The organism is Vibrio sp. DNB22_10_4 (genome assembly GCF_052879755.1).
In genome coordinates, this window is record NZ_JBNNXW010000018.1 from 17,603 (window position 1) to 39,444 (window position 21,842).

Consider the following 21,842-nt stretch of genomic DNA (forward strand, 5'->3'; position numbering starts at 1 on the left):
GTGATTAACGGCGCGTCTTATTACGTGAGCCCTGCTCACCAGAAGACTTTTTGTTGCGACGCTGTTGGTTGCTACGACCTTTTGGTGCATTTGCACGCTCTTCGTGGCGACGTACTGCACGACGGATTTTCTGGCTGCGAGAACGCTCACGTTGACGAGAGGTATTTTGACCTTGCTGATCGAGCATGGTCTCTTTCTCTGGACGAAGTTCAACTAGCTCACGTAGGTAGTTTACTTCTTTAAGAGTTAGCTCCATCCAACCACCACGAGGCAGTTTCTTATCTAGGTAGATGTCACCATAGCGAACACGTTTCAGACGGCTTACTGTGGTCTCTTGAGATTCCCAAAGACGACGAACTTCGCGGTTACGGCCTTCGTTGATAACAACGTAGAAGGTGTGGTTCATACCTTCACCACCTGCGTACACCACGTCTTCGAAACGTGCCATTCCGTCTTCAAGCTCGACACCGTTTACCACGTTGCGAACTTTTTTCTCGTCCACGTCACCGAAAACGCGAACTAGGTATTCACGCTCAACTTGGCGGCTTGGGTGCATTAGGCGGTTAGCTAGCTCACCATCCGTCGTGAACAGAAGTAGACCTGATGTGTTAGCATCAAGACGGCCGACAGAAATCCAGCGGGAACCGCGGATTTTCGGCAAACGATCGAATACAGTACGACGACCTTCAGGGTCGTGACGTGTACATAGCTCACCTTCTGGCTTGTAATAGGCCAGAACTCGACAAACCACTTCTTCTTGTGCTTTGGCAGAAACAGTATGACCATCGATACGGATGACCGCATTTTCGTCTTCCAGACGTTCGCCCAGTCTTGCTACCTGACCATTCACACTCACGCGCCCTGTCTTAATCAGGGTTTCAAGTTCACGACGAGAACCGTGGCCTGCGCGAGCAAGCACTTTTTGTAATTTTTCGCTCATTTACCTACCTATAATGTCGTCTTCACAGACGTCGAAACCAGATAATGCGACCTAAAATCGCGGTCGCGTATTATCGCAAAGAAACCTGGTTCACGCACCAAGTTTCTTCATAAATTTAGTAAGAAAACATTCAAAACTCTACTCGAACGGTTCAGGGTCACCCGCACCAATACGCAGAACTTTGGCTTCGTCATCACTAAAGTCAATCACAGTCGTTGGCTGCTCACCCAAATAACCACCATTCAAGATACAATCGACCGCATGCTCTAGCTTGTCGCGAATATCTTCCGGATCCGATTCTGTTACTTCGTTACCTGGCAAAATCAGAGACGTTGACATCAACGGCTCACCCAGCGCTTCAAGTAAATCTAGGGCAATTTGGTTGTTTGGAACACGAATACCGATAGTTTTACGCTTTGGATTCATCAAACGGCGAGGGACTTCTTTAGTGCCTTTGAAGATAAAAGTGTAAGGTCCAGGCGTATTGTTCTTTAGCAAGCGGAATGCAGTATTATCTACACGTGCATAAAGTGATAGCTCAGACAAATCACGGCACAACAAGGTGAAGTTATGTTTGTCATCAAGACGACGGATCTGGCAAATGCGCTCCAGCGCTTGTTTATTTTCTAGCTGACACCCCAGTGCATAACCAGAATCGGTGGGATAAATAATGACACCGCCGTTACGAATAATAGCTACCGCTTGAGTGATCAAGCGTGCCTGCGGGTTGTCTGGGTGTACATAAAAAAATTGGCTCATTGTTATTCCTTCAAACTTAAGGACGCTCTCGGCACGACCTTCCCTGTCGTTCGACTTCAAGAGCTGTCGCTTTAATACAATATTGAATCAAAAGAAAGTGCGGTGAAGATGCTTATTTCAAGGTCAACGTGGTTCAAGGTCTAAAACTGTCGGCTTCGTTATTCTTTTTCACCATCTTCAGTACCACTCTCAATTGTAGTGGTCGTCAGCGAAGTTGCTGTTTTTAATGGTAGGCGATCCCATACAGGCTCAACCCCCGAAGGTAGCCATAGGTTTCTACCTAACTCCATCCAAGGAGAAGGATAGTGGAAATCTGACCCTTGTGAAGCTAATAGATTGTATTGTATCGCATAATCCGCGAGGTTGCGCCTTTCTTGTTGACTTTGTTGTGGCTGAGCGACTTCCATTGCATCACCATTCGCTTCAACAAATGCCGTCAGTAGACGCTTCAGCCATTTAGCCGTTAGCTGGTAACGACCAGGATGTGCCAGCACAGCTACCCCACCCGCTTGATGAATCGCGTCCACCGCTTCGGACATCGTGCACCAGTTTGGCGGCACGTAGCCGGTGTTATTACGAGTCATGAACTTCTTGAACACTTGCTGCATGTTTTTTGCGTAGCCATTGTCTACCAGCCATTTGGCGAAATGAGCGCGTGTTATCGGCGCATCACCCGCGATCGCTTTTACTTCCTCAAGCAAACCTTCGCGAGTCGCTTTTTCTAATCGATGAGCGATGAGCTCCGAGCGTTCAACTCTTCTTGCTTGCTGAGCTCGAATCAACGTATTTAACTCTGGGGAGTCAATGCCTACGCCAAGCCCGACAATATGAATATCTTTATTCTGCCAAACCGTCGAAATCTCGATGCCGTTCACCAACTCAATTGGCAAAGATTGCTCTTCAATTAACTGATGAGCGACAGGCAATGCATCTAAGGTATCGTGGTCGGTAATCGCCAATACTTTCACGTCAAAGCTTATGGCTCTTTCCAAAAGATCAGCAACCGATAATCGGCCATCAGAGGCGGTAGTGTGACTGTGTAAATCTATCTTCATTTTTTCACATTTTCGGTTGACTTTTACAGCGCGAACTAGTTAACTAGTACGCAGATACAGATTTTGAGATTAGGCACGTATGTTACTCGATATTCAACTATTCAAAAAACCTTTAAACCGTAGGGTTAACGCTCTAGTAGGTTGGTGGCGCACTTGGACACAATCCGAGTGGGCTTTTTTGCGTGCATAATCAAACCTAAACTTGATTAAAGCCCACTCAACTGAGTGGGCTTTTTTGTTTTTCGATTCATCTGACAAAGAATTCAATTTAAACGATTATTTTAGCAACAATTTGGGAACATTGAACGTTGGGCAAACGTTTTAATTGTGCGACTATAACCCAGTGAACACTCGGTGTACCAAGATTGTTGCAACAGCAGATTCAAGATTAAAAGGAGCTTTTGTGAATAAAGCCATTAGCATCAATAAACAGGGTCGATTGGAAGTACTTTCTCTCCAAGTGCCGTACGCACAAGACCCAACCAGACTGTTTCACACCTTGTGTGAAAACAAAACCGATAGTCTGCTACTTGAGTCTGCTGAAATTGACTCAAAACAAGACTTACAGAGCCTACTCATCGTTGACTCTGCGGTTCGTATTGTCTGTGAAGGACACAAAGTACGCTACGAAGCGCTAACCAATAACGGTGTGAACCTGCTACGCGTTATCGCCCAAAACCTTACTGACGATATCGAACGCACAGTGACCGATAGCGAACTTATCGTTCAGTTCGAAATGCCAGACGACACACTTGATGAAGACTCTCGCCTTCGTGAGGCGTCATCGTTTGATGCGCTGCGTCTGGTTCAGCACAGCTTTGACCTAACGGGTCTTGATAAAAACGCGATTTTCATGGGCGGTCTGTTTGCCTATGACATCGTGGCAAACTTTGAACCACTTGGTGATGCTGACAAAGCGAATCAATGCCCAGACTTTGTATTCTATGTCGCTGAAAGCCTGCTGATTGTAGACCATCAGAAAGAATCTTGTGATTTACAAACAACACTGTTTAACCACGATGATGCTGAGCTTGCTCGTATTCGCGGTCGAATCACAGAGATTAGCCAGCAATGCAAAAACCTTAAGATGGTACCCGCGGCAACCAAAGTCGCTGGCATTGAAGAAGACGTGAGTATTTCAGACGAAGACTTCTGCCAAATTGTTCGCGACCTTAAAGAATACGTGGTTCGCGGCGATATTTTCCAAGTGGTTCCTTCTCGCCGCTTTACCCTACCGTGCCCTTCTCCACTTGCTGCATACAAAGAGCTCAAGCAAAGCAACCCAAGCCCTTATATGTTCTACATGCAAGATGAGCTGTTTACTCTGTTCGGTGCGTCTCCGGAAAGTGCACTGAAGTACGGAAAAGATTCTAACCAAATTGAGATCTACCCGATCGCCGGTACGCGCCGTCGCGGTAAAAATCCAGATGGCAGCATCAACAAAGATCTCGATAGCCGCATCGAACTTGAACTGCGTAGCGACATGAAAGAAAACGCGGAGCACATGATGCTGGTTGACCTAGCACGTAATGACGTGGCTCGCATTGCTGAGCCTGGCTCTCGCCATGTGGCAGATCTTTTGAAAACCGACCGTTATAGTCACGTGATGCACTTAGTATCTCGCGTCGTCGGCCAGCTTCGTGGTGACCTAGATGCGCTTCACGGCTACCAAGCGTGTATGAACATGGGGACGCTAACTGGCGCACCTAAGATTCGTGCTATGCAGTTGATTCGTCAATTTGAAGGTCAAACTCGCGGCAGCTACGGCGGAGCAGTTGGTTACATGAACGGCGCCGGTGATTTAGATACCTGTATCGTAATCCGCTCAGCGTATGTTGAAGACGGTATTGCTCAAGTTCAAGCAGGTGCTGGCGTCGTGTTCGACTCTGACCCTCAATCTGAAGCGGATGAAACTCGTGGTAAGGCGCAAGCCGTCATTTCAGCAATCAAAACGGCGCACAAGGGGTAATCACGATGTCTAACAATCCAAAGTCAGTAAGCAACGAACTCGCTAATATCGTTTTTGTCGATAACTTTGACTCGTTTACCTACAACCTGGTGGATCAATTCCGAAGCCTAGGCCACAGCGTAAAAATTTATCGTAACCATATCGCTGCGGAAAAAATTGCCAAAGCGGTATTAGATCTAGAGAACCCTGTCGTCGTACTCTCTCCTGGGCCTGGGGCACCTTCCGACGCGGGCTGTATGCCAGAGCTGATTAAAACATTGCGTGGCAAAGTGCCAATGATCGGTATTTGTCTTGGTCATCAAGCGATCGTTGAAGCCTATGGCGGTGTCGTTGCTGGCGCAGGCGAAATTATTCACGGCAAAGTGTCGATGATGGCGCATGACAATCACACTATCTACCAAGGTTTACCTTCACCGCTAGCCATTGCGCGTTATCACTCACTAGTGGCAACGAAAGTGCCTGACTCATTGGAAGTAACCGCACAGGTTGATGGTCTAGTAATGTCAGTGGCGAATGAACAAGATCGTATCTGTGGCTTTCAGTTTCACCCAGAATCAATTATGACAACATATGGCGCGACACTGCTTAGCAATGCCATCGCATGGGCGACTGAACAGTCTGTCGAAACAAAATCTGCTTAAGAACTCAAACAACTAAGGAATCGTAATTATGGAAAATATCATCAACAAACTTTACGACCAACTGGATCTCACTCAAGAAGAGAGCCAGTCGTTGTTTGACACTATTATCAAAGGTGAGCTCGATCCAATCCTGATGTCAGCTGCTCTAACAGCACTCAAAATCAAAGGCGAAACGCCGGACGAGATCGCAGGTGCAGCCAAAGCACTGCTTGCCAATGCGAACCCATTCCCTCGTCCTGATTACGACTTTGCTGATATCGTGGGCACAGGTGGCGACGGTGCCAACACCATCAACATCTCAACCACAGCGGCATTTGTGGCGGCGGCGTGCGGTCTTAAAGTCGCAAAACACGGTAACCGTGGCGTATCAAGCAAATCTGGCTCTTCGGATCTTCTTGATTCATTTGGTATCGATCTGGCGATGTCAGCTGAAGACACTCGCAGCGCAGTCGATGAAATAGGCGTCGCTTTCCTGTTTGCACCTCAGTATCACGGCGGCGTTCGCCATGCGATGCCAGTACGCCAAACCATGAAAACTCGCACCATCTTCAACATCCTTGGTCCGCTCATTAACCCAGCGCGCCCTAACATCGAACTGATGGGCGTATATGATGCAAAACTGGTTCGTCCTATTGCGGAAACCATGTTACAAATGGGTATGAAGCGTGCAGCCGTTGTTCACGGCAGTGGCTTAGATGAAGTCGCTATTCACGGTGAAACTCTGGTTGCTGAAATTCAAGACGGCAAGATCACCGAATACACGCTAACACCTGCAGATTTCGGTTTAGAGTCTTACCCACTCGAAACTATCAAAGGTGGTGAGCCAGAAGAAAACCGCGCCATCATCACTAATATGCTAACCGGTAAAGGAACGGACGCGCAGTTAGGCGCTGTTGCGGTAAACGTCGCGCTTCTTATGAAATTATTTGGTCACGAAGACCTCAAAGCCAATGCAGCGCAAGCCATTGATGCAATGAACTCAGGTAAAGCTTACGAGCTGGTTCAAAAGCTGGCGGCACACGGCAAGTAACTCGGCGAATCAACAGGAAAAGACAATGGAAACAGTATTAGCAAAAATCGTCGATGATAAGAAAATTTGGGTTGAGGAGCGTAAGCAAACTCAGCCACTAGAGAGCTTTAAAGCGGATCTTGTTCCATCAGACCGCAGCTTCTATGGCGCGCTGTCGACAGGCAAAACGGCGTTTATTTTAGAGTGCAAAAAGGCGTCACCATCGAAAGGTTTGATCCGTGATGACTTTGACCTCGACTACATCGCCTCGGTCTACAACAACCACGCTAGTGCAATTTCTGTACTGACTGATGAAAAGTACTTCCAAGGCAACTTCGACTTCCTTCCACAGGTACGCCGCCAAGTTAAGCAGCCAGTACTGTGTAAAGATTTCATGATAGATACCTATCAAGTGTATTTAGCTCGTCATTACAACGCAGATGCTATCTTGCTCATGCTGTCAGTGCTGAATGATGACGAATACCGTGAGCTAGCAGAAGTCGCGGAGTCTCTTGAACTAGGGATTTTGACCGAAGTGAGCAACGAAGAAGAGCTAGAACGCGCAATTGCGCTTGGTGCAAAGGTAGTAGGTATCAACAACCGCAACCTTCGTGACCTTTCGGTTAACCTAGATCGCACCAAAGAATTGGCACCGAAACTGCCGGAAGGCACCATCATCATTTCTGAGTCTGGTATCTACAACCACCAACAGGTTCGTGACCTTTGCCACTATGCGAATGGTTTCCTCATTGGTAGCTCGCTAATGGCGGAAGACAACCTTGAACTTGCAGTACGTAAAGTGCTGTTAGGTGAAAACAAAGTATGTGGTCTCACTCATGCCGATGATGCTGCAAAAGCTTATCAAGCTGGTGCGGTAAAAGGCGGCCTGATCTTTGTTGAAAAATCTCCTCGTTACGTTGATGTTGAGTCAGCTCGCATGGTAATGAGTGGTGCGCCTCTTGAGTTTGTTGGCGTCTTCCAAAACCACAATGTCGAGTTTGTTGCCAACACAGCTAACCAACTAAAACTATCAGCGGTTCAACTTCACGGTGACGAAGACCAAGCTTATGTGGATACATTAACCCCTCTTCTAAGCGATGACGTAAAAATCTGGAAAGCACACGGCGTGATCGATGCCATCCCTGATTTAACGGCCATCAAAGTAGACCGTCACCTGTTAGACGCCAAAGTCGGCGAGCAATCAGGCGGTACGGGTCAACGCTTTGACTGGCAACTGTTGAACGATACCAACGATGTGATGTTGGCCGGCGGTCTATCTCCAGACAATGTTAAGCAAGCCAGTACACTTGGCTGCATCGGACTAGACTTAAATTCAGGAGTTGAGTCAGCACCGGGCAAGAAAGACGCAAAAAAACTGAATCAAGCGTTTGCGCTAATTAGAGATTATTAACTTAGAGAATAGTAACTTAGAGAATAGTAACGCTCTGCAAACAACTAAGAATTATTAAAACTTGCTCGAGAGCAAAGACAACGCGAGTACTCGAGCAAGTTGACTATTGAGGAATTAACCATGTCTAAATTAGATGCCTACTTTGGCGAATACGGTGGACAATTCGTACCACAGATCTTGGTGCCAGCACTGGATCAACTAGAGCAAGCTTTTATCGACGCTCAAGAAGACCCAGAGTTTCAATCTGAGTTCATGGAGCTACTGCAAGAATACGCAGGCCGTCCAACCGCGCTAACACTTACCCGCAACCTAACAAAAGGTACTAAAACCAAACTGTACCTGAAACGTGAAGATCTCCTTCACGGTGGCGCGCACAAAACTAACCAAGTACTTGGTCAAGCACTGCTTGCTAAGCGCATGGGCAAAAAAGAAATCATCGCAGAAACAGGCGCAGGTCAGCACGGCGTAGCAACCGCACTCGCGTGTGCCCTACTTGACCTTAAGTGCCGTGTTTACATGGGTGCAAAAGACGTTGAGCGTCAAAGCCCGAACGTGTTCCGTATGCGTCTAATGGGTGCAGAAGTGATTCCTGTTCACTCAGGCTCTTCAACACTGAAAGATGCATGTAACGAAGCGCTACGTGACTGGTCAGCAAGCTATGAAGACGCGCACTACCTACTTGGTACTGCGGCGGGTCCTCACCCATTCCCAACCATCGTACGTGAGTTCCAGCGCATGATTGGTGAAGAGACCAAAAACCAAGTATTGGCTCGTGAAGGCAAACTGCCAGACGCCGTGATTGCTTGTGTTGGTGGAGGCTCTAACGCTATCGGCATGTTCGCAGACTTTATCGAAGAAGAATCGGTACGCCTGATTGGTGTTGAGCCAGCAGGTCTAGGCATCGATACTGACCAGCATGGTGCACCACTAAAGCATGGTACTACAGGTATCTTCTTCGGAATGAAAGCACCACTGATGCAAGATCCAAATGGCCAAATTGAAGAGTCGTACTCAGTATCTGCAGGTCTAGACTTCCCATCGGTGGGTCCTCAACACGCCCACCTAAATGCGACAGGTCGTGCTGAATATGGTGCGATTACCGATGATGAAGCATTGGATGCATTCCAAGAGCTAGCGAAGCATGAGGGTATTATCCCTGCGCTAGAATCTTCTCACGCCCTAGCTTACGCACTTAAGATGGCTCGTGAGAACCCAGAAAAAGAACAACTACTTGTCGTCAACCTATCAGGTCGCGGTGACAAAGATATCTTTACTGTACACGATATTTTGAAAGACAAAGGAGTAATGTAATGAGCCTGAATCAAGATCGTTATAAAGAGATGTTCACTCGCCTAGGCGAGAAGAACCAAGGCGCATTCGTACCTTTCGTTACTATGGGCGATCCTAGCCCAGAATTGTCACTGCAAATTATGGAAACCTTGATTGAGTCTGGTGCCGACGCATTAGAGCTAGGTATGCCATTCTCAGATCCGCAGGCAGACGGCCCAACGATCCAAGGCGCAAACATCCGTGCATTGGACGCGAAAACAACGCCAACTATCTGCTTCGATATGCTAGCTAAGATTCGTGAAAAGCACCCAGAGACGCCAATCGGCTTGCTAATGTATGCCAACCTCGTTTATTCCAAAGGTGTTGATACGTTTTACAAGCAATGTGCAGATGTAGGCGTGGATTCAGTGCTTATCGCTGACGTTCCGACTAACGAGAGCAAAGAGTTTGTCGAAGCCGCACATAAGCACGGCGTACACCCAATCTTCATCGCTCCGCCAACGGCAAGCGAAGAAACGATCGAGCAAGTGGCGAAACTTGGTGGCGGTTATACTTATCTGCTTTCTCGCTCCGGTGTTACAGGCACTGAGACTAAAGCGAACATGCCGATGAACACTCAGCTAGACAAACTCAATAAATACGATGCTCCACCATCACTGCTTGGATTTGGCATTTCTGAGCCAGAGCAAGTGAAACAGGCATTGGATGCGGGTGCAGCAGGTGCAATTTCCGGCTCTGCTGTGGTAAAAATCATCGAGAAAAATCTTGATGCGCCAGAAACCATGCTTAGCGAACTGTCTCAGTTTGTTAAATCTATGAAGGCCGCTACTCAGCGTTAATCAGCTAAATCCTCCCCTGATAGGTTGCACTTCCAGTGCAACCTTTTTTTTACATTTCGTTCTACCCACCTCCGTCAAAGTCATTGCCCAATAAAGAATTCAACCGCTAATCATTCTCAAAACCAATAGCAAACGTTTGCTTTCGGGTATTCGTTCACCATTTATTCGGTTTTTTCGCGCTTTTTCTCATGATTTCGGTTTCTGCTGTTGCGCAAAGTGCTAAATAAGTGTAAAAATTGCCGTCGACGATTAGTCTGATATTTACCGTTCAAATAGAAGACTACACTAGGATTTGATAAATAATCAGCACAGGAGTTAAGGAAGTGTTAAAAGAAAAGTTGATGCTAAATAACATTGGCGTCCAAGTTGTGATTGCAATGATCCTCGGTACCTTTATCGGTGCCATGATGGGTGAATCTGCTTCTATGTTTGCTCCACTGGGTACTATCTTCATTAATCTAATCAAGATGTTAGTGATCCCACTGGTTGCAGTTGCTTTGATCTCAGGTGCAGCCGGTCTTGGCAACAGCAGCAATGCAGGTAAAGTTGGCGTAACAACGCTCGCTTACTTCGGTCTAACATCAGCACTTGCAGTCGCACTTGCTCTGATCATGGGCGAAGTATTCCAACCAGGTGTGAACATCGATACAGCGGGTATCGAAGGCATGTTCTCAGCTGAGTACGCTTCAAAAGGTGAACTACCCACTTTCTGGGCTACCGTCACTGGTATGATCCCAACCAACGTTTTCCAGTCGCTAAATGAAGCAAACATCCTTCAGATCCTTGTGTTCTGTCTGTTCTTCGGCATCGGTCTATCTAAGCTAGAATCTACTCGCCGCGACCCACTACTTAACGGTGTAAACGCGATCGTTGACGTCATGGTTTGGATGATCAACAAGGTAATGGTCATCGCACCAATCGGTGTATTTGGTCTTATGGCTGAGGCTGTAGGTACATTCGGCTTTGGCGCACTTATGGTTGTGTTTAAGCTGTTCGTTGTCTACATCGCTGCTATCCTAATCTTTGGTTTCGTTGGCTACCCACTGATGATTCAGTTGTTCACAAAGACATCAGCGAAGAAGTTCATCAGCGCGATGAAAAAGCCGCAAGCTGTTGCACTATCAACGGCTTCGTCAATGGCAACACTACCAGTTACAATGGACACTGTAGAAAAAGAGCTTGGCGTTAAGAACTCAACCGCATCGTTTGTTCTGCCGCTAGGTGCGACAATCAACATGTCTGGTAACGCTATCTACTACGGCCTAGTGGCAATCTTCTTTGCGCAGCTGTTCAACATTGACCTTTCAATGGGCGCTTACATTGCGATCATCGTGACATCAACATTGGGCGCAGTTGGCCAAGCTGGTGTCCCTGGTCCATCATTCCTTGTTGTAGCCGTTCTGCTAGCTGCGGGTATTCCAATCGAAGGTCTACCACTTCTGTTTGCTCTTGACCGTATCTTCGACATGATTCGTACTGCACTAAACATCACAGGTGATGCTGCGTGTGCGGTTATCGTTGATGCATTGGTTGAAGAAGAAGCTGAGCAAGAAGCACAGCTTGAGAAACAGCAAGCCTAGTATTAACACTCAATACCAAAACGGGTTGTCACCTTTAGGGACAACCCGTTTTTTATTATGTCCTGTGTAAAAACTTACCTAGTACCCGCTGCTAGTTGAGCGACAACGTCACGTTTGAGTAAGCACGGTAACCTCGCAGCATCACATGATAAGTGGTATTTGCTACCGCACTTACCGAGCAAGACTCTACGTTGCCGTCACGGTATGGTCGACAATCAAAATCGGAAGTCGTCGGTTTCGCGCCTTTCTTCACATACAGATCCGCATCACCAGTACCACCCGTGATCGCTACCGTCACCATTTTGTCCGTATCGACACTAAAAGTGTAATAGTCCGTGCTGTTGTAGCTGCCACTTAGCTCAGTAACCGGCTGACCCATTACCAGTTCATTACCAGGAGTCGGCGTCGTAGTGCCACAACTCGCATCCACCCCAACCTCCGCAAACGCATTCACGACATCACTGCGTTTAAATGACAGATCGTCCGCAGCCTTCGCTACACCACAGCCACCTTGGTCAAAAGTACTATTCGCTCCCCAGTACATTTGGTTTGCTAGTGTAAACACCTGAAAACCTGACTTAATGTCCCAATTGTACTTAGTGCTTAGCAAGTAGAACGCACGATTGAACACACCGCTTGAGTAATGCACATTCAGCCCGTCGTAATACTGCGAGGCATTATCGATACTCTTGCCATCTTTCGATGGCTGATCAAAGTAGCGCAATCCACCATTTCCTTTAAAGATATCCGCGCCCACCAGCCAATCGACGCTGCCACGCATGTAGTATTCTGCAGCTTCACCGGCAATATCTGAATAAGCTTCGTTCATACCGCCAGACATGTTTTTGTATACCAATCCTGAGTTTTGCTCAGTAAAACCATGGCTCACCTCGTGAGCACTCACGTTAATATCAACCAAAGGGTAAAAGGTGTTTTGCCCGTCACCGAAAGTCATTGACGATCCGTTCCAAAAGGCATTTTCATAGTTGTTACCATAGTGGACACGCATGGTTAACTGAAACGTGAGTGGTGCGGTCTGCATCCAATCTTTGAACATATCAAACACTACATTACCGAAATATTGCGCATCATTAATCGGTGAATAAGCACCGTTCACGGTTTTGTAGTCGTTATAGTTGGTTGAATCGTTGCAGGTATAGCTAAACGCTGAAGACCCTGACGTACTGCCATTAAGGTTGACTGTCTTAACATTGCTGTTCGACATGGTGCAGGTATTCCCCGACTTACTCATCAAAATAGAAGGAAAGTCCTGACCAAAATAGTACGCACCCGTTTTCTCATTGCCGCCTGGCCCTGTCGCCATCGCATGGTTTATTCCATCCCAAGACTCAAGAATGTCACCAGATTCTGCATCCACAAACATAAACGGCCTTTCTGGTTCATCGCCAGCGACAAAAAAGTCCACTAGGTAAACCATGCGTGCCACTTGGTCTTCACCAACGCGAACCATCAACTTCGATTTTCGGTTCTCGACCTCTGGTTTCGTATCAACAAATGACGGGTGAAGACTAAAGTGATGACGCTCTGCAAGTTGCAGCGCTTCATCGCTAGATATATTCGGTTTCACTACAGGTAGATCACTGGCTAGACCTTGCGCCATCACCCCATAAACCTCAGAAATCCCCTGCTCTCCTTTGGTTGAGGTGATCGTCGCATCATAGACAGGTAGCCCTTGATATAGCTGCTGATATTTTACCTTAGTCTTCCCATTAGGCAGCGTTACTCGCTTTACTTCGGTATAAGCATCTGCTTGAGGAGCGATACTAAACTGCGCGTCGATAAGCGCTTGTGCCTTGGTTGCATCTGTCATCTCGACAAACTCTGCGGCGTTGACGGATAGCGCCATAACAGCGGTAGAGGTTCCAATGAGCCACCTAGCTTGACGTGTTACATGATTCATTCTGTATTCCTTGAATGTTATTGATATTATTAGTACTTATAATTCAATCGGTTACTACAGGTTCGATTGAAAGTAAAAACATATGCAACAATTTCGCAACACTCAAGAATAGAGCAAAAACTCAGCATTAACATTCTGTAAATATTTTCAGGCGCCAATTTATCAATAGCTGCTGCTTTATGGTGCAATTGACGTGCTAGTCAGTACGAGAACTGAAAACTGTGTTCTTGTTTCCAAGAGATGACAGCCGTTTGCTCTTCGGCGGCTTTTGGTTACACTAGCGACTCAATTTATAAAAAGGTCTTTCTGAGCCATGAAGCAGTTGCTCGATTTCATCCCTCTGATTATTTTCTTCGTTCTGTACAAAATGCAGGATATCTACGTCGCTACCGGAGCGCTTATCATCGCCACCGCAGTGCAAGTTGCAGTAACATATTGGCTATACAAAACTGTCGAGAAGATGCAGTTGATTACCTTTGCGATGGTCGCTGTTTTTGGTGGTATGACCTTGTTCTTCCATAATGACAACTTCATTAAGTGGAAAGTAACCATTGTTTACGCGCTGTTTGCGATAGCACTTGCCGTGACTCACGCAATGGGACGTGGCTTGATTAAAGGCATGCTGGGCAAAGAGATCACACTACCTGAGCGAGTTTGGGCTAAAGTTAACTTTGCATGGGTGGGGTTTTTCTCGTTCTGCGCGGGCCTTAATATTTACGTAGCCTACGCCCTGCCCCTTGATGTTTGGGTCAACTTCAAGGTGTTTGGATTGTTGGCTGCAACCCTGCTCTTTACTGTGTTTACTGGCATTTACATCTACAAGCACATGCCTAAAGACGCATCGAACGAAGAGCAAGATAAAGCCTCTAAAAATGAGAACCAAGATCATACACCTTGATCACCGGTGGATCTTTTGTATACTCCGCGAACGATTAAGAATCAGCGACCTACGGGTCGCTGTGCTGTTTCTGGAAGACAATAAACATGACAAATACAACATCGAACACTCCTAAAGGCCAGTTAATCATTCGCACGCTGGCAATGCCTGAAAACACCAACGCCAATGGCGATATTTTCGGTGGTTGGATCATGTCTCAACTCGACTTGGCGGGCGGTATTCTTGCCAAAGAGATTTCTCACGGTCGAATTGTTACTGTGTCTGTATCGAGTATTACGTTTAAGCACCCAGTTAAGGTCGGTGACGTTGTTTGCTGCTACGGTGAGTGCACCAAAATTGGTAATACTTCTATGTCCATTAACTTGGATGTATGGGTGAAACCTGTCAGCGTCGAAGGTGTTGGTGAACGTTATCAAGTCTGTGACGCAACCTTTAACTACGTAGCAATTGATGCAAATGGGCGCCCACGTCCAATTAATCCAAATTAAGCAACGGCCAACGATGACTTTTCAGTGAAAAAATGACATCTTATAGAACAATTAAGTTACTGAACTATTTGAAGGATACAAATATGTGGTACGTTATTTTTTCTCAAGATGTCGAGAACTCGCTAGAAAAGCGTCTGAGTGTACGCCCACAGCACCTAGAAAGACTTCAAGCACTTAGAGACGAAGGTCGTCTATTGACCGCAGGTCCGATGCCTGCCATTGATAGTGATAATCCAGGTGAAGCTGGGTTTACAGGATCCACAGTCATTGCAGAGTTTGACTCACTAGACGCTGCACAAGCATGGGCAGATGCCGATCCATACATTGAAGCCGGCGTTTATGAGAACGTAATCGTCAAACCATTCAAGAAAGTATTCTAAAAGCGATAAATAGCATAATGAAAAAAACATTAAGTTGGCTAGCAATCGCTGCGCTTACCGCGCTGGCTGGTTGTTCAAGCAATGGCGACGATGAACGCCGTAAACTCGAGCTGTTAGCGCAAAGCCGAGCGAGCGTTATTTCCTCCGGATTACCGATTGAGCAAGGTCCGCTCTCAATTATGAAAGCATCGGCAAGCAAAGGCATTGTTGAAATCATGATGATTTATAACACCGATGCCAAAGGTGCACTGCCGTTAGAGCAAGTTTTGCGTAACAGCATGAACTACTACTGTACTGATCGTGAAGTGAAAGCCAACCTAGAGCTTGGACTGGGCTATCGCATTATGATCCGTAACGCTCGCGGTCAGTTAATGATCGACCAAATTGTCAATCAGCAGTATTGTCAAAAGCCGCTACCACAGTAGCCAAACGATCATAATCAATTGACGATCAAAACAAAGAGGCTTGCATTAACAAGCCTCTTTTTCATTCTACAATCTACACCCTATTACAATAAACGCTCTCGCAAGTTCTTCGCCGCTTGTACCAAGTTCGTTAGCGACGCTTCTGTCTCTTCCCAGTTACGCGTTTTAAGGCCGCAATCTGGGTTAACCCATAGTCTCTCAACCGGGATACGTTTCGCAGCTTTTTCAATTAACTGTTCAATCCACTCAACTTTCGGAATGTTTGGCGAGTGAATATCGTACACACCAGGACCAATCTCATTCGGATAGTTAAATTCTTCAAATGCGTTTAACAACTCCATGTTAGAACGAGACGTCTCAATCGTAATCACATCAGCATCCAGTTCCGCCACCGACTCGATAATCTCGTTGAACTCGCTGTAACACATATGAGTATGAATCTGGGTTTCAGGCCTTGCACTGGCCGCTGAAACCTTGAACGCTTTCACCGCCCAATCTAAGTATTCTTTGTGGTCGCGTTTTTTCAGCGGCAGGCCTTCACGAATCGCAGGCTCATCAATTTGAATGATATTGATGCTTGCTTGCTGCAGCGCATCGACTTCATCTTGCAACGCAAACGCCAATTGGTTGGCAATCGTCTCACGAGAGACATCTTCACGCGGGAAGGTCCAGCACAAAATGGTCACAGGTCCAGTTAGCATGCCCTTCATTGGTTTATCAGTCAGTGATTGCGCATAGGTAGACCAATCCACAGTAATTGATTTATCACGCTCAATATCAGCGACGACAATTGCCGGTTTAACGCAGCGCGAACCATAGCTTTGTACCCAGCCAAATTCTGTGGTTTGGAAGCCCGATAAGTTCTCGGCAAAGTACTCCACCATATCATTCCGCTCAGCTTCCCCGTGCACTAGCACGTCCAGACCCGTCGCCTCTTGGCGCTTCACGGTATCTTTGATGAAGCCTTTCATGAGTGATTCATACTCCGCGATGGTGATATCACCACGCTTGAAAGCGGCGCGGCTTTTACGCACTTCGGCAGTCTGAGGAAACGAGCCGATCGTCGTCGTTGGGAGCTTAGGTAACTTAAGTACTTCTTGTTGATGATGGGCACGCTCAGCATACGGAGCGCTGCGGTCGCCATGGGTAGAAGTTAGCGTCGCGACACGGCTTTGAACTTGGGGTTTATTCACCCACGTTGAACGAGCACGATCTAAGATAGGTTGACTATACTGGGCGCAGTGCTCTATTGCTTGTTTATCACCATCAAGTGCTTTGGCAAGCCAAGAGACCTCGGATACTTTTTGCTTGGCAAACGAGAACCAGTTTTCGGTACCTTGAGGCAACTTAGTTTCTAACTCAGCATTCACAGGGCTGTGGAGCAAAGAACATGAAGACCCCACCCAAAGGCGCTCACCCAAGATTGCTTTTACTGGCTTTAATGTCCGCAAAGCGCTGTGCAGATTAGCACGCCAAACATTACGACCATTGATGATACCCGCTGACAGCACCCAATCACTTGGCAGACGATTAACCACTTCATCCAATTGGTTTGGCGCGGCAACGGCATCAACATGTAAACCGTCAACCTCAAGCTCAACAATCGCGTCAAGTGAGTCCACAACAGAGTCAAAGTAGGTCGCAAGCAGTACTTTCACATCACTGCGGATCACCTGATAAGCGAGCTTAAAGCTGTCCAACCACGGCTTTTCAAGCTCCAGCGCTAAGATAGGTTCATCCACTTGTACCCATTCAATGCCGAGTTTTTCAAATTTAGCGAAAATAGCCTGATAAGCAGTCAGTACTCGTGGTAGTAGTGACAAGCGATCAAAGCCCTGTTCTACTTCTTTACCCAGGTAAAGGTAACTCAACGGACCAAGCAGTACCGGCTTCACTTTATGACCTTGCTGCTGCGCTTCATTAATTTCATCGAACAGCTGAGTCCAACTCACTTTAAACTGATCTTCTGAGGAAAACTCTGGAACAATGTAGTGGTAATTGGTGTTAAACCACTTAGTCATATCCGAAGCGGCTTCCCCAGCACAGCCACAATCCGTTTGAGACTGACCTCGGCCAATACGAAATAGCGTGTCTAGATCGGGGAAACCGTTATTGTGTCGCTTTGGCACGTGACCTAAAAGTAGACTGGTACCAAGTACATGGTCGTACCATGCAAAGTCACCGACGGTTACATAGTCGAGGCCGTCTTGTTTTTGGCGTTCCCAGTTTTGTTTACGGATTTTAGCAGCGACCAGCTTCAAGCCTTGCTGGTCAAGCTCGCCACGCCAATACTGTTCTAAAGCAAATTTCAGTTCACGCTTTTCACCGATACGCGGGTAACCAAGAATATGAGTTGCTGTCATGATGTTGTCCTTTTTATTAATTAGCAGTCTGGATGGCTAAAGCATCACCCAGCAAAGCAATATGAACAATCGCAATTCATTCACAAAGAATATGAATCTTTCTCATGCAATAAGAAAACATCATTTAGACGTCTAGACGTTTACTTATACCCTAAAGCACGGTAAGTTAATGGAAAGGGATTAAGGATGAGGGATTTTCATGATAGAGCTTAAACACTTAAAAACACTGGCATCACTGCGCGATACCGGCTCACTAACCGCTACCGCAACCTCGCTGCACCTAACGCAATCAGCACTCTCTCATCAACTGAAAGATCTCGAGGCTCGTATTGGCTCGCCACTATTCATTCGCAAAACTCGACCAGTGAAATTCACCTCTGAAGGCGAGATCCTGCTTAATCTCGCTAACGACGTTCTACCACGCATCGCCCAAGCCGAAGGTGACTTAGCCGGACTTAAAGAAGACGTTAACGGTCGCCTCCATATGGCTATCGACTGCCATTCTTGCTTCCAATGGTTAATGCCAGCCCTGAAAGAGTATCAACTTGCTTGGCCACATGTTGAGTTGGATTTCTCCTCAGGCTTTGGCTTTGAACCCATCCCCGCTCTAGTAGGCGGAGAGCTGGATTTGGTGATCACGTCAGACATCCAACCACGCTCAGAAATCCACTACGAACCCCTATTCGACTTCGAAATGCGCCTTGTTACCTCAATCTCTCATCCTTTGGCAGGAAAAGATCATATCGAGCCAAGCGATCTAGCGGACCAAACCCTTTTGACTTATCCGGTGCAAAAGCAGCGCCTAGATGTCGTTAAACACTTCCTCACGCCAGCAGGCGTAGAGCCAAATAAGTGGAAACAAGCAGACAATACTCTAATGCTAGTACAAATGGTCTCTGCTGGTCTTGGTGTAGCCGCTCTACCAAACTGGGCGGTCAGTGAGTTCTCCCGTCAAGGTCTAATCACCAGCAAACCATTAGGTAAAGGACTATGGCGCAGACTGTTTGCTGCCGTTCGTAATGGGGAAAAGGATAAACATTATCTGCAAGCGTTTTTTGGTACCGCAAGAGCGCAGTGCAAGCAGCATTTGGATGGGATCAAAGTGGCTTGATGATGGGCGTTGGTTCTAGATCAGGCGACACGCAGTGAGCCAGTTTGCTCCTCCCCTTAACAAGGGGAGGCTGGGAGGGGTGCTTTTTGCTCTTTGTTTTTATCTCTGTAACACATTAAATTAATGAGAAAAAATCAAGAGCACCCCCTCTAACTCCCCCTTATTAAGGGGGAGAACTATAGGCTCGCTCCTATCGTCGCATCGCCAAAACTAAATCACTCTTTCGGCGCTATCATCCCCAAACAAATCTGCTGTACCGGCTCTTGAGGAGAATCTTGATAGGCAATCTGCTTAGTCACTGTCACTTCAAACTGCGGCCACTCTTCAGTAAAACGTCTAAACGTCTGACCTTCACAACCTTCACCTACATGACTCAGCAACAACACACCTTGTGATTCAATCTTTTCCGCTGTGATATGGCGGTTGTAAACATTCGGTAGCGTCTCGTTGCTCCAGCGGTTTGACATTTCTGGGTGCGGTGCGATGTAGAATGTCATCCATTCTGAGATTTCTGCGCCGCCCACCAGCTTGAGGGGCTTATCCGTGTTCTCGTACCAGAATGTTTCTGCATCATGCGCTAACACTTTAACGCCTTCAAAATTCTGGCCTGCATTGCGTACGTTACAAACCATAACTGAGCTGTAACCAACGATCATCAGCAGCGCCATTGTCACCAGAACTTTGTATGCCCGTGACAGCTGACCAATCACATCTTTGGCTAAAAACGCGACCAATACCGCCGGTGCTGGCATAAAGAATGGATGCAACCACTCAACGAGTCGACCACCTTTATGGAAGCTAAACCACGCCATAATCACCACCAGCGGTGCCAACAACACAAATGTCGTCAGCCAAACCTTCTCAGGCACATTTTTGGTAAAACGAAGGTTACGTTTGCCAAGCAAACCAGCGAGCAGGATCAATGGATAGAAGACAGATAACAGTGCCAGCCAACTACCAGGACTCAACTGAGCGGATACCTGACCACTCACCCACTTCACTGACGAGAAGTTATTTGCGAACATCCAAAAGAAGTTTGGCGTGACTAGAGCTAAGAAAGCCGCAATACCAATATAGAAATTACGATCACTCCAATTGCGACGCACACTTGGCACTGCCAAGCTTAGAATAAAAATCATCGCGACTGGCGCAAACGTCGTATATTTCGCCATCGCCGAGCAGCCTGCCAAGATGCCAAACGGAATCCACCATTTAGAGTCTTCGTAAACCGCCTTTACAAACATCAGCAACAGCCAAGACCAAGAGCCAAATAACAAATAGTTGTCATTGTATGGAATAGCATCAAAATTGATAACGCCTGAGAGATTCAGAGTCAACATTCCCAACCAGGCTAGCGCAATGGAATCGGTTAGCTTGTATGCCAAACGGTAACAACCCAGCATACCAATGGCAACCACACTAAAGTGGCCTACATACCAAAATGCCGATGCAAACTCCGTAGAAGACGAAATCAGCAAAATACGCGCGACAAAACCCACAAACCATGGGTTATTTGGGCTGCCCCACTCTCCATTGCTGGCCCAGTTTAACGCCTCAACAGCATCATAAGGCACTGTTGGATCAAGGTGATAAGAAACCAATGACCAAGCCACAGCGTACACAAAACACCAGATCAACGCAGCGCGATGTGAGCGAGCAATATCAGTTGGAGTGTTTGTTGATTGGTCGAAATGGAAAATTGTAGACAGCATAGACGCCCTTGGATTCGGTTAATTTCAGGGGTTTGGCGGCAAACTTTACTCAGGTTGAGCATATGAGAAAAGTAAACTAAGTCAATTCTCTGTAAATTCCCCATGAATTCATAAATAAGGAGAATTGGAGCCCGCACTTCAACAATTAGTCTATATATTTATGCCGTCAAGGCCTGTAATGCTTTGTATAGAGTTAGGTATGAGAGAGTCAAGAAAGGAGTCTAGAAATCAATGCCAAGAATAATTCCTCGGCATTGGTCTGGTTAACGCTTTAGATAATGCTTGTACGAATACGTGTTCGGTTTGAAGTACAGCTTAGTGTATTCAAAGATGCTGCCATCGCTGAGCTTACCTGTCGAAAGAAGGCGAATAATAGGCACCTCTGGAGATAGCTCAAACACTTCGCATAAGTGCTCGTCTGGCATAACCGCTTCAAAATCCTGGAGTGCACCGTCTATATGCAAGCCCAACTCTTTTTCAAGATATTGGTACTTCGAGCCTTGCAAAGACATGATGTTCATTTGCGGGAACATAGCGACTGGCATGAATGAGTCTTCGTAAATGGAAGGGACGCCATTTATCAGCTTAAAGCGGCGGATAAAATACACTTTCTCATCGGAGCCAATTTTTAGCGCAGCAGCCACCTCTTCATCAGGATCCATCAGAGTAAACTCGACCACTTTGTACTCGAGCTTAGTCCCTGCATCACTCATGTATTCGCTAGTGCTACGCAAATTCGACATCGAGCCAGTCATGGTCTTACCGATAACCGTAGAGCCTGCGCCTTGGCGCTTCTCAACCAAGCCCAGCTTCACTAGTTCTTCTATCGCCTTGCGCACCGTAATACGACTCACTGAATAGGCGTCGATAAGATCTCGCTCGGTAGGAAGGGTATCGCCAATGGCGAACTCTTCTGAGTCAATGCGGGACTTTAAATCCTGCATTACCTTTTTGTATAACATGTTTTCACCTCTTAGGTACCACGCTATCACCACCAAAAGTACAAATCAATAACCAATCGTACTAACCTCGTCACAACTCAGCGCTATCG

19 protein-coding genes and 1 other annotated feature are annotated in these 21,842 nt (G+C 46.7%); of the genes, 12 read left to right on the forward strand and 7 right to left on the reverse strand.

What is annotated here, in order from left to right; genetic code table 11:
- Window positions 1-4 precede the first annotated feature (4 nt).
- From rluB to rnm, 3 genes are all read right to left on the reverse strand, one after another.
- Window positions 5-940, reverse strand: coding sequence for a 23S rRNA pseudouridine(2605) synthase RluB (gene rluB / locus ACVA6Q_RS22455; RefSeq protein ID WP_353496488.1), 936 nt, complete (start codon window positions 938-940; stop codon window positions 5-7).
- Window positions 941-1,078: 138 nt separating this feature from the next.
- Entirely contained in the window at window positions 1,079-1,699 is a 621-nt protein-coding gene (locus tag ACVA6Q_RS22460) for an L-threonylcarbamoyladenylate synthase (protein ID WP_446648979.1), read from the reverse strand.
- Window positions 1,700-1,857: 158 nt separating this feature from the next.
- Window positions 1,858-2,754, reverse strand: coding sequence for an RNase RNM (gene rnm, locus ACVA6Q_RS22465; RefSeq protein WP_446648980.1), 897 nt, complete (start codon window positions 2,752-2,754; stop codon window positions 1,858-1,860).
- A gap of 136 nt (window positions 2,755-2,890) precedes the next feature.
- Window positions 2,891-2,993: a sequence feature (Trp leader region), on the forward strand.
- A 164-nt stretch (window positions 2,994-3,157) separates the two neighbouring features.
- Between rnm and ACVA6Q_RS22470 the strand changes: the two genes are divergently transcribed.
- The 7 genes from ACVA6Q_RS22470 (at window position 3,158) to ACVA6Q_RS22500 (ending at window position 11,493) form a co-directional block, all read left to right on the forward strand.
- Window positions 3,158-4,723: an anthranilate synthase component 1 gene (locus ACVA6Q_RS22470; RefSeq protein WP_446648981.1), complete on the forward strand. Its 1,566-nt coding sequence runs from the start codon at window positions 3,158-3,160 to the stop codon at window positions 4,721-4,723.
- 5 nt (window positions 4,724-4,728) lie between these two features.
- Complete coding sequence (locus tag ACVA6Q_RS22475; RefSeq protein ID WP_446648982.1) at window positions 4,729-5,364, forward strand: aminodeoxychorismate/anthranilate synthase component II; 636 nt, start codon at window positions 4,729-4,731, stop codon at window positions 5,362-5,364.
- A 28-nt stretch (window positions 5,365-5,392) separates the two neighbouring features.
- Entirely contained in the window at window positions 5,393-6,394 is a 1,002-nt protein-coding gene (gene trpD / locus ACVA6Q_RS22480; protein WP_446648983.1) for an anthranilate phosphoribosyltransferase, read from the forward strand.
- 25 nt (window positions 6,395-6,419) lie between these two features.
- Window positions 6,420-7,784 (forward strand): bifunctional indole-3-glycerol-phosphate synthase TrpC/phosphoribosylanthranilate isomerase TrpF, encoded by a 1,365-nt coding sequence (gene trpCF / locus ACVA6Q_RS22485; RefSeq protein ID WP_446648984.1) that lies wholly within the window; start codon window positions 6,420-6,422, stop codon window positions 7,782-7,784.
- Window positions 7,785-7,904: 120 nt separating this feature from the next.
- The gene (trpB, locus tag ACVA6Q_RS22490) at window positions 7,905-9,095 is read left to right on the forward strand and encodes a tryptophan synthase subunit beta (protein ID WP_353496495.1); all 1,191 of its coding nucleotides are present in this window, start codon (window positions 7,905-7,907) and stop codon (window positions 9,093-9,095) included.
- Window positions 9,095-9,913: a tryptophan synthase subunit alpha gene (gene trpA, locus ACVA6Q_RS22495; RefSeq protein ID WP_446648985.1), complete on the forward strand. Its 819-nt coding sequence runs from the start codon at window positions 9,095-9,097 to the stop codon at window positions 9,911-9,913. Before trpB ends, trpA begins: the two co-directional genes overlap by 1 nt.
- Window positions 9,914-10,254: 341 nt before the next feature.
- Window positions 10,255-11,493 carry a dicarboxylate/amino acid:cation symporter gene (locus ACVA6Q_RS22500; protein WP_446648986.1) on the forward strand — a complete coding sequence of 413 codons (1,239 nt, stop codon included), beginning with the start codon at window positions 10,255-10,257 and terminating at the stop codon, window positions 11,491-11,493.
- A 91-nt stretch (window positions 11,494-11,584) separates the two neighbouring features.
- Here the strand turns inward: ACVA6Q_RS22500 and ACVA6Q_RS22505 are convergent, their stop codons facing one another.
- Window positions 11,585-13,414 carry a M4 family metallopeptidase gene (locus ACVA6Q_RS22505; RefSeq protein WP_446648987.1) on the reverse strand — a complete coding sequence of 610 codons (1,830 nt, stop codon included), beginning with the start codon at window positions 13,412-13,414 and terminating at the stop codon, window positions 11,585-11,587.
- A gap of 313 nt (window positions 13,415-13,727) precedes the next feature.
- On the opposite strand from ACVA6Q_RS22505, the gene ACVA6Q_RS22510 reads away from it, so the two are divergent.
- The 4 genes from ACVA6Q_RS22510 (at window position 13,728) to ACVA6Q_RS22525 (ending at window position 15,605) form a co-directional block, all read left to right on the forward strand.
- Complete coding sequence (locus ACVA6Q_RS22510; RefSeq protein WP_353496498.1) at window positions 13,728-14,312, forward strand: septation protein A; 585 nt, start codon at window positions 13,728-13,730, stop codon at window positions 14,310-14,312.
- 86 nt (window positions 14,313-14,398) lie between these two features.
- A complete protein-coding gene (yciA, locus tag ACVA6Q_RS22515; protein WP_112461011.1) occupies window positions 14,399-14,800 on the forward strand; it encodes an acyl-CoA thioester hydrolase YciA in 402 nt (133 codons plus the stop codon).
- A gap of 83 nt (window positions 14,801-14,883) precedes the next feature.
- Window positions 14,884-15,180, forward strand: coding sequence for a YciI family protein (locus ACVA6Q_RS22520; RefSeq protein ID WP_112461010.1), 297 nt, complete (start codon window positions 14,884-14,886; stop codon window positions 15,178-15,180).
- 17 nt (window positions 15,181-15,197) lie between these two features.
- Complete coding sequence (locus ACVA6Q_RS22525; protein WP_446648988.1) at window positions 15,198-15,605, forward strand: GspS/AspS pilotin family protein; 408 nt, start codon at window positions 15,198-15,200, stop codon at window positions 15,603-15,605.
- Window positions 15,606-15,688: 83 nt separating this feature from the next.
- On the opposite strand, the gene metE is transcribed toward ACVA6Q_RS22525, so the two are convergent.
- Entirely contained in the window at window positions 15,689-17,968 is a 2,280-nt protein-coding gene (metE, locus tag ACVA6Q_RS22530; RefSeq protein ID WP_446648989.1) for a 5-methyltetrahydropteroyltriglutamate--homocysteine S-methyltransferase, read from the reverse strand.
- 199 nt (window positions 17,969-18,167) lie between these two features.
- Between metE and metR the strand changes: the two genes are divergently transcribed.
- Window positions 18,168-19,079 carry an HTH-type transcriptional regulator MetR gene (gene metR / locus ACVA6Q_RS22535; protein ID WP_446648990.1) on the forward strand — a complete coding sequence of 304 codons (912 nt, stop codon included), beginning with the start codon at window positions 18,168-18,170 and terminating at the stop codon, window positions 19,077-19,079.
- A 215-nt stretch (window positions 19,080-19,294) separates the two neighbouring features.
- Here metR and ACVA6Q_RS22540 read toward each other — a convergent pair whose 3' ends face one another.
- Both ACVA6Q_RS22540 and ACVA6Q_RS22545 read right to left on the reverse strand, forming a co-directional pair.
- The gene (locus ACVA6Q_RS22540) at window positions 19,295-20,791 is read right to left on the reverse strand and encodes an ArnT family glycosyltransferase (protein ID WP_446648991.1); all 1,497 of its coding nucleotides are present in this window, start codon (window positions 20,789-20,791) and stop codon (window positions 19,295-19,297) included.
- A gap of 263 nt (window positions 20,792-21,054) precedes the next feature.
- Window positions 21,055-21,753, reverse strand: a complete 699-nt coding sequence (locus tag ACVA6Q_RS22545) for a GntR family transcriptional regulator (RefSeq protein WP_353496503.1) — start codon at window positions 21,751-21,753, stop codon at window positions 21,055-21,057.
- Window positions 21,754-21,842 lie beyond the last annotated feature (89 nt).

Coding starts and splice junctions, on each gene's coding strand:
- ACVA6Q_RS22475 (WP_446648982.1), top strand. CDS start 4,729: ATGTCTAACAATCCAAAGTCAGTAAGCAACGAACTCGCTAATATCGTT.
- ACVA6Q_RS22505 (WP_446648987.1), bottom strand. CDS start 13,414: ATGAATCATGTAACACGTCAAGCTAGGTGGCTCATTGGAACCTCTACC.
- ACVA6Q_RS22540 (WP_446648991.1), bottom strand. CDS start 20,791: ATGCTGTCTACAATTTTCCATTTCGACCAATCAACAAACACTCCAACT.
- metR (WP_446648990.1), top strand. CDS start 18,168: ATGATAGAGCTTAAACACTTAAAAACACTGGCATCACTGCGCGATACC.
- trpA (WP_446648985.1), top strand. CDS start 9,095: ATGAGCCTGAATCAAGATCGTTATAAAGAGATGTTCACTCGCCTAGGC.
- trpB (WP_353496495.1), top strand. CDS start 7,905: ATGTCTAAATTAGATGCCTACTTTGGCGAATACGGTGGACAATTCGTA.
- trpD (WP_446648983.1), top strand. CDS start 5,393: ATGGAAAATATCATCAACAAACTTTACGACCAACTGGATCTCACTCAA.
- trpCF (WP_446648984.1), top strand. CDS start 6,420: ATGGAAACAGTATTAGCAAAAATCGTCGATGATAAGAAAATTTGGGTT.
- ACVA6Q_RS22525 (WP_446648988.1), top strand. CDS start 15,198: ATGAAAAAAACATTAAGTTGGCTAGCAATCGCTGCGCTTACCGCGCTG.
- ACVA6Q_RS22520 (WP_112461010.1), top strand. CDS start 14,884: ATGTGGTACGTTATTTTTTCTCAAGATGTCGAGAACTCGCTAGAAAAG.
- rnm (WP_446648980.1), bottom strand. CDS start 2,754: ATGAAGATAGATTTACACAGTCACACTACCGCCTCTGATGGCCGATTA.
- ACVA6Q_RS22460 (WP_446648979.1), bottom strand. CDS start 1,699: ATGAGCCAATTTTTTTATGTACACCCAGACAACCCGCAGGCACGCTTG.
- ACVA6Q_RS22510 (WP_353496498.1), top strand. CDS start 13,728: ATGAAGCAGTTGCTCGATTTCATCCCTCTGATTATTTTCTTCGTTCTG.
- rluB (WP_353496488.1), bottom strand. CDS start 940: ATGAGCGAAAAATTACAAAAAGTGCTTGCTCGCGCAGGCCACGGTTCT.
- yciA (WP_112461011.1), top strand. CDS start 14,399: ATGACAAATACAACATCGAACACTCCTAAAGGCCAGTTAATCATTCGC.
- metE (WP_446648989.1), bottom strand. CDS start 17,968: ATGACAGCAACTCATATTCTTGGTTACCCGCGTATCGGTGAAAAGCGT.
- ACVA6Q_RS22500 (WP_446648986.1), top strand. CDS start 10,255: ATGCTAAATAACATTGGCGTCCAAGTTGTGATTGCAATGATCCTCGGT.
- ACVA6Q_RS22545 (WP_353496503.1), bottom strand. CDS start 21,753: ATGTTATACAAAAAGGTAATGCAGGATTTAAAGTCCCGCATTGACTCA.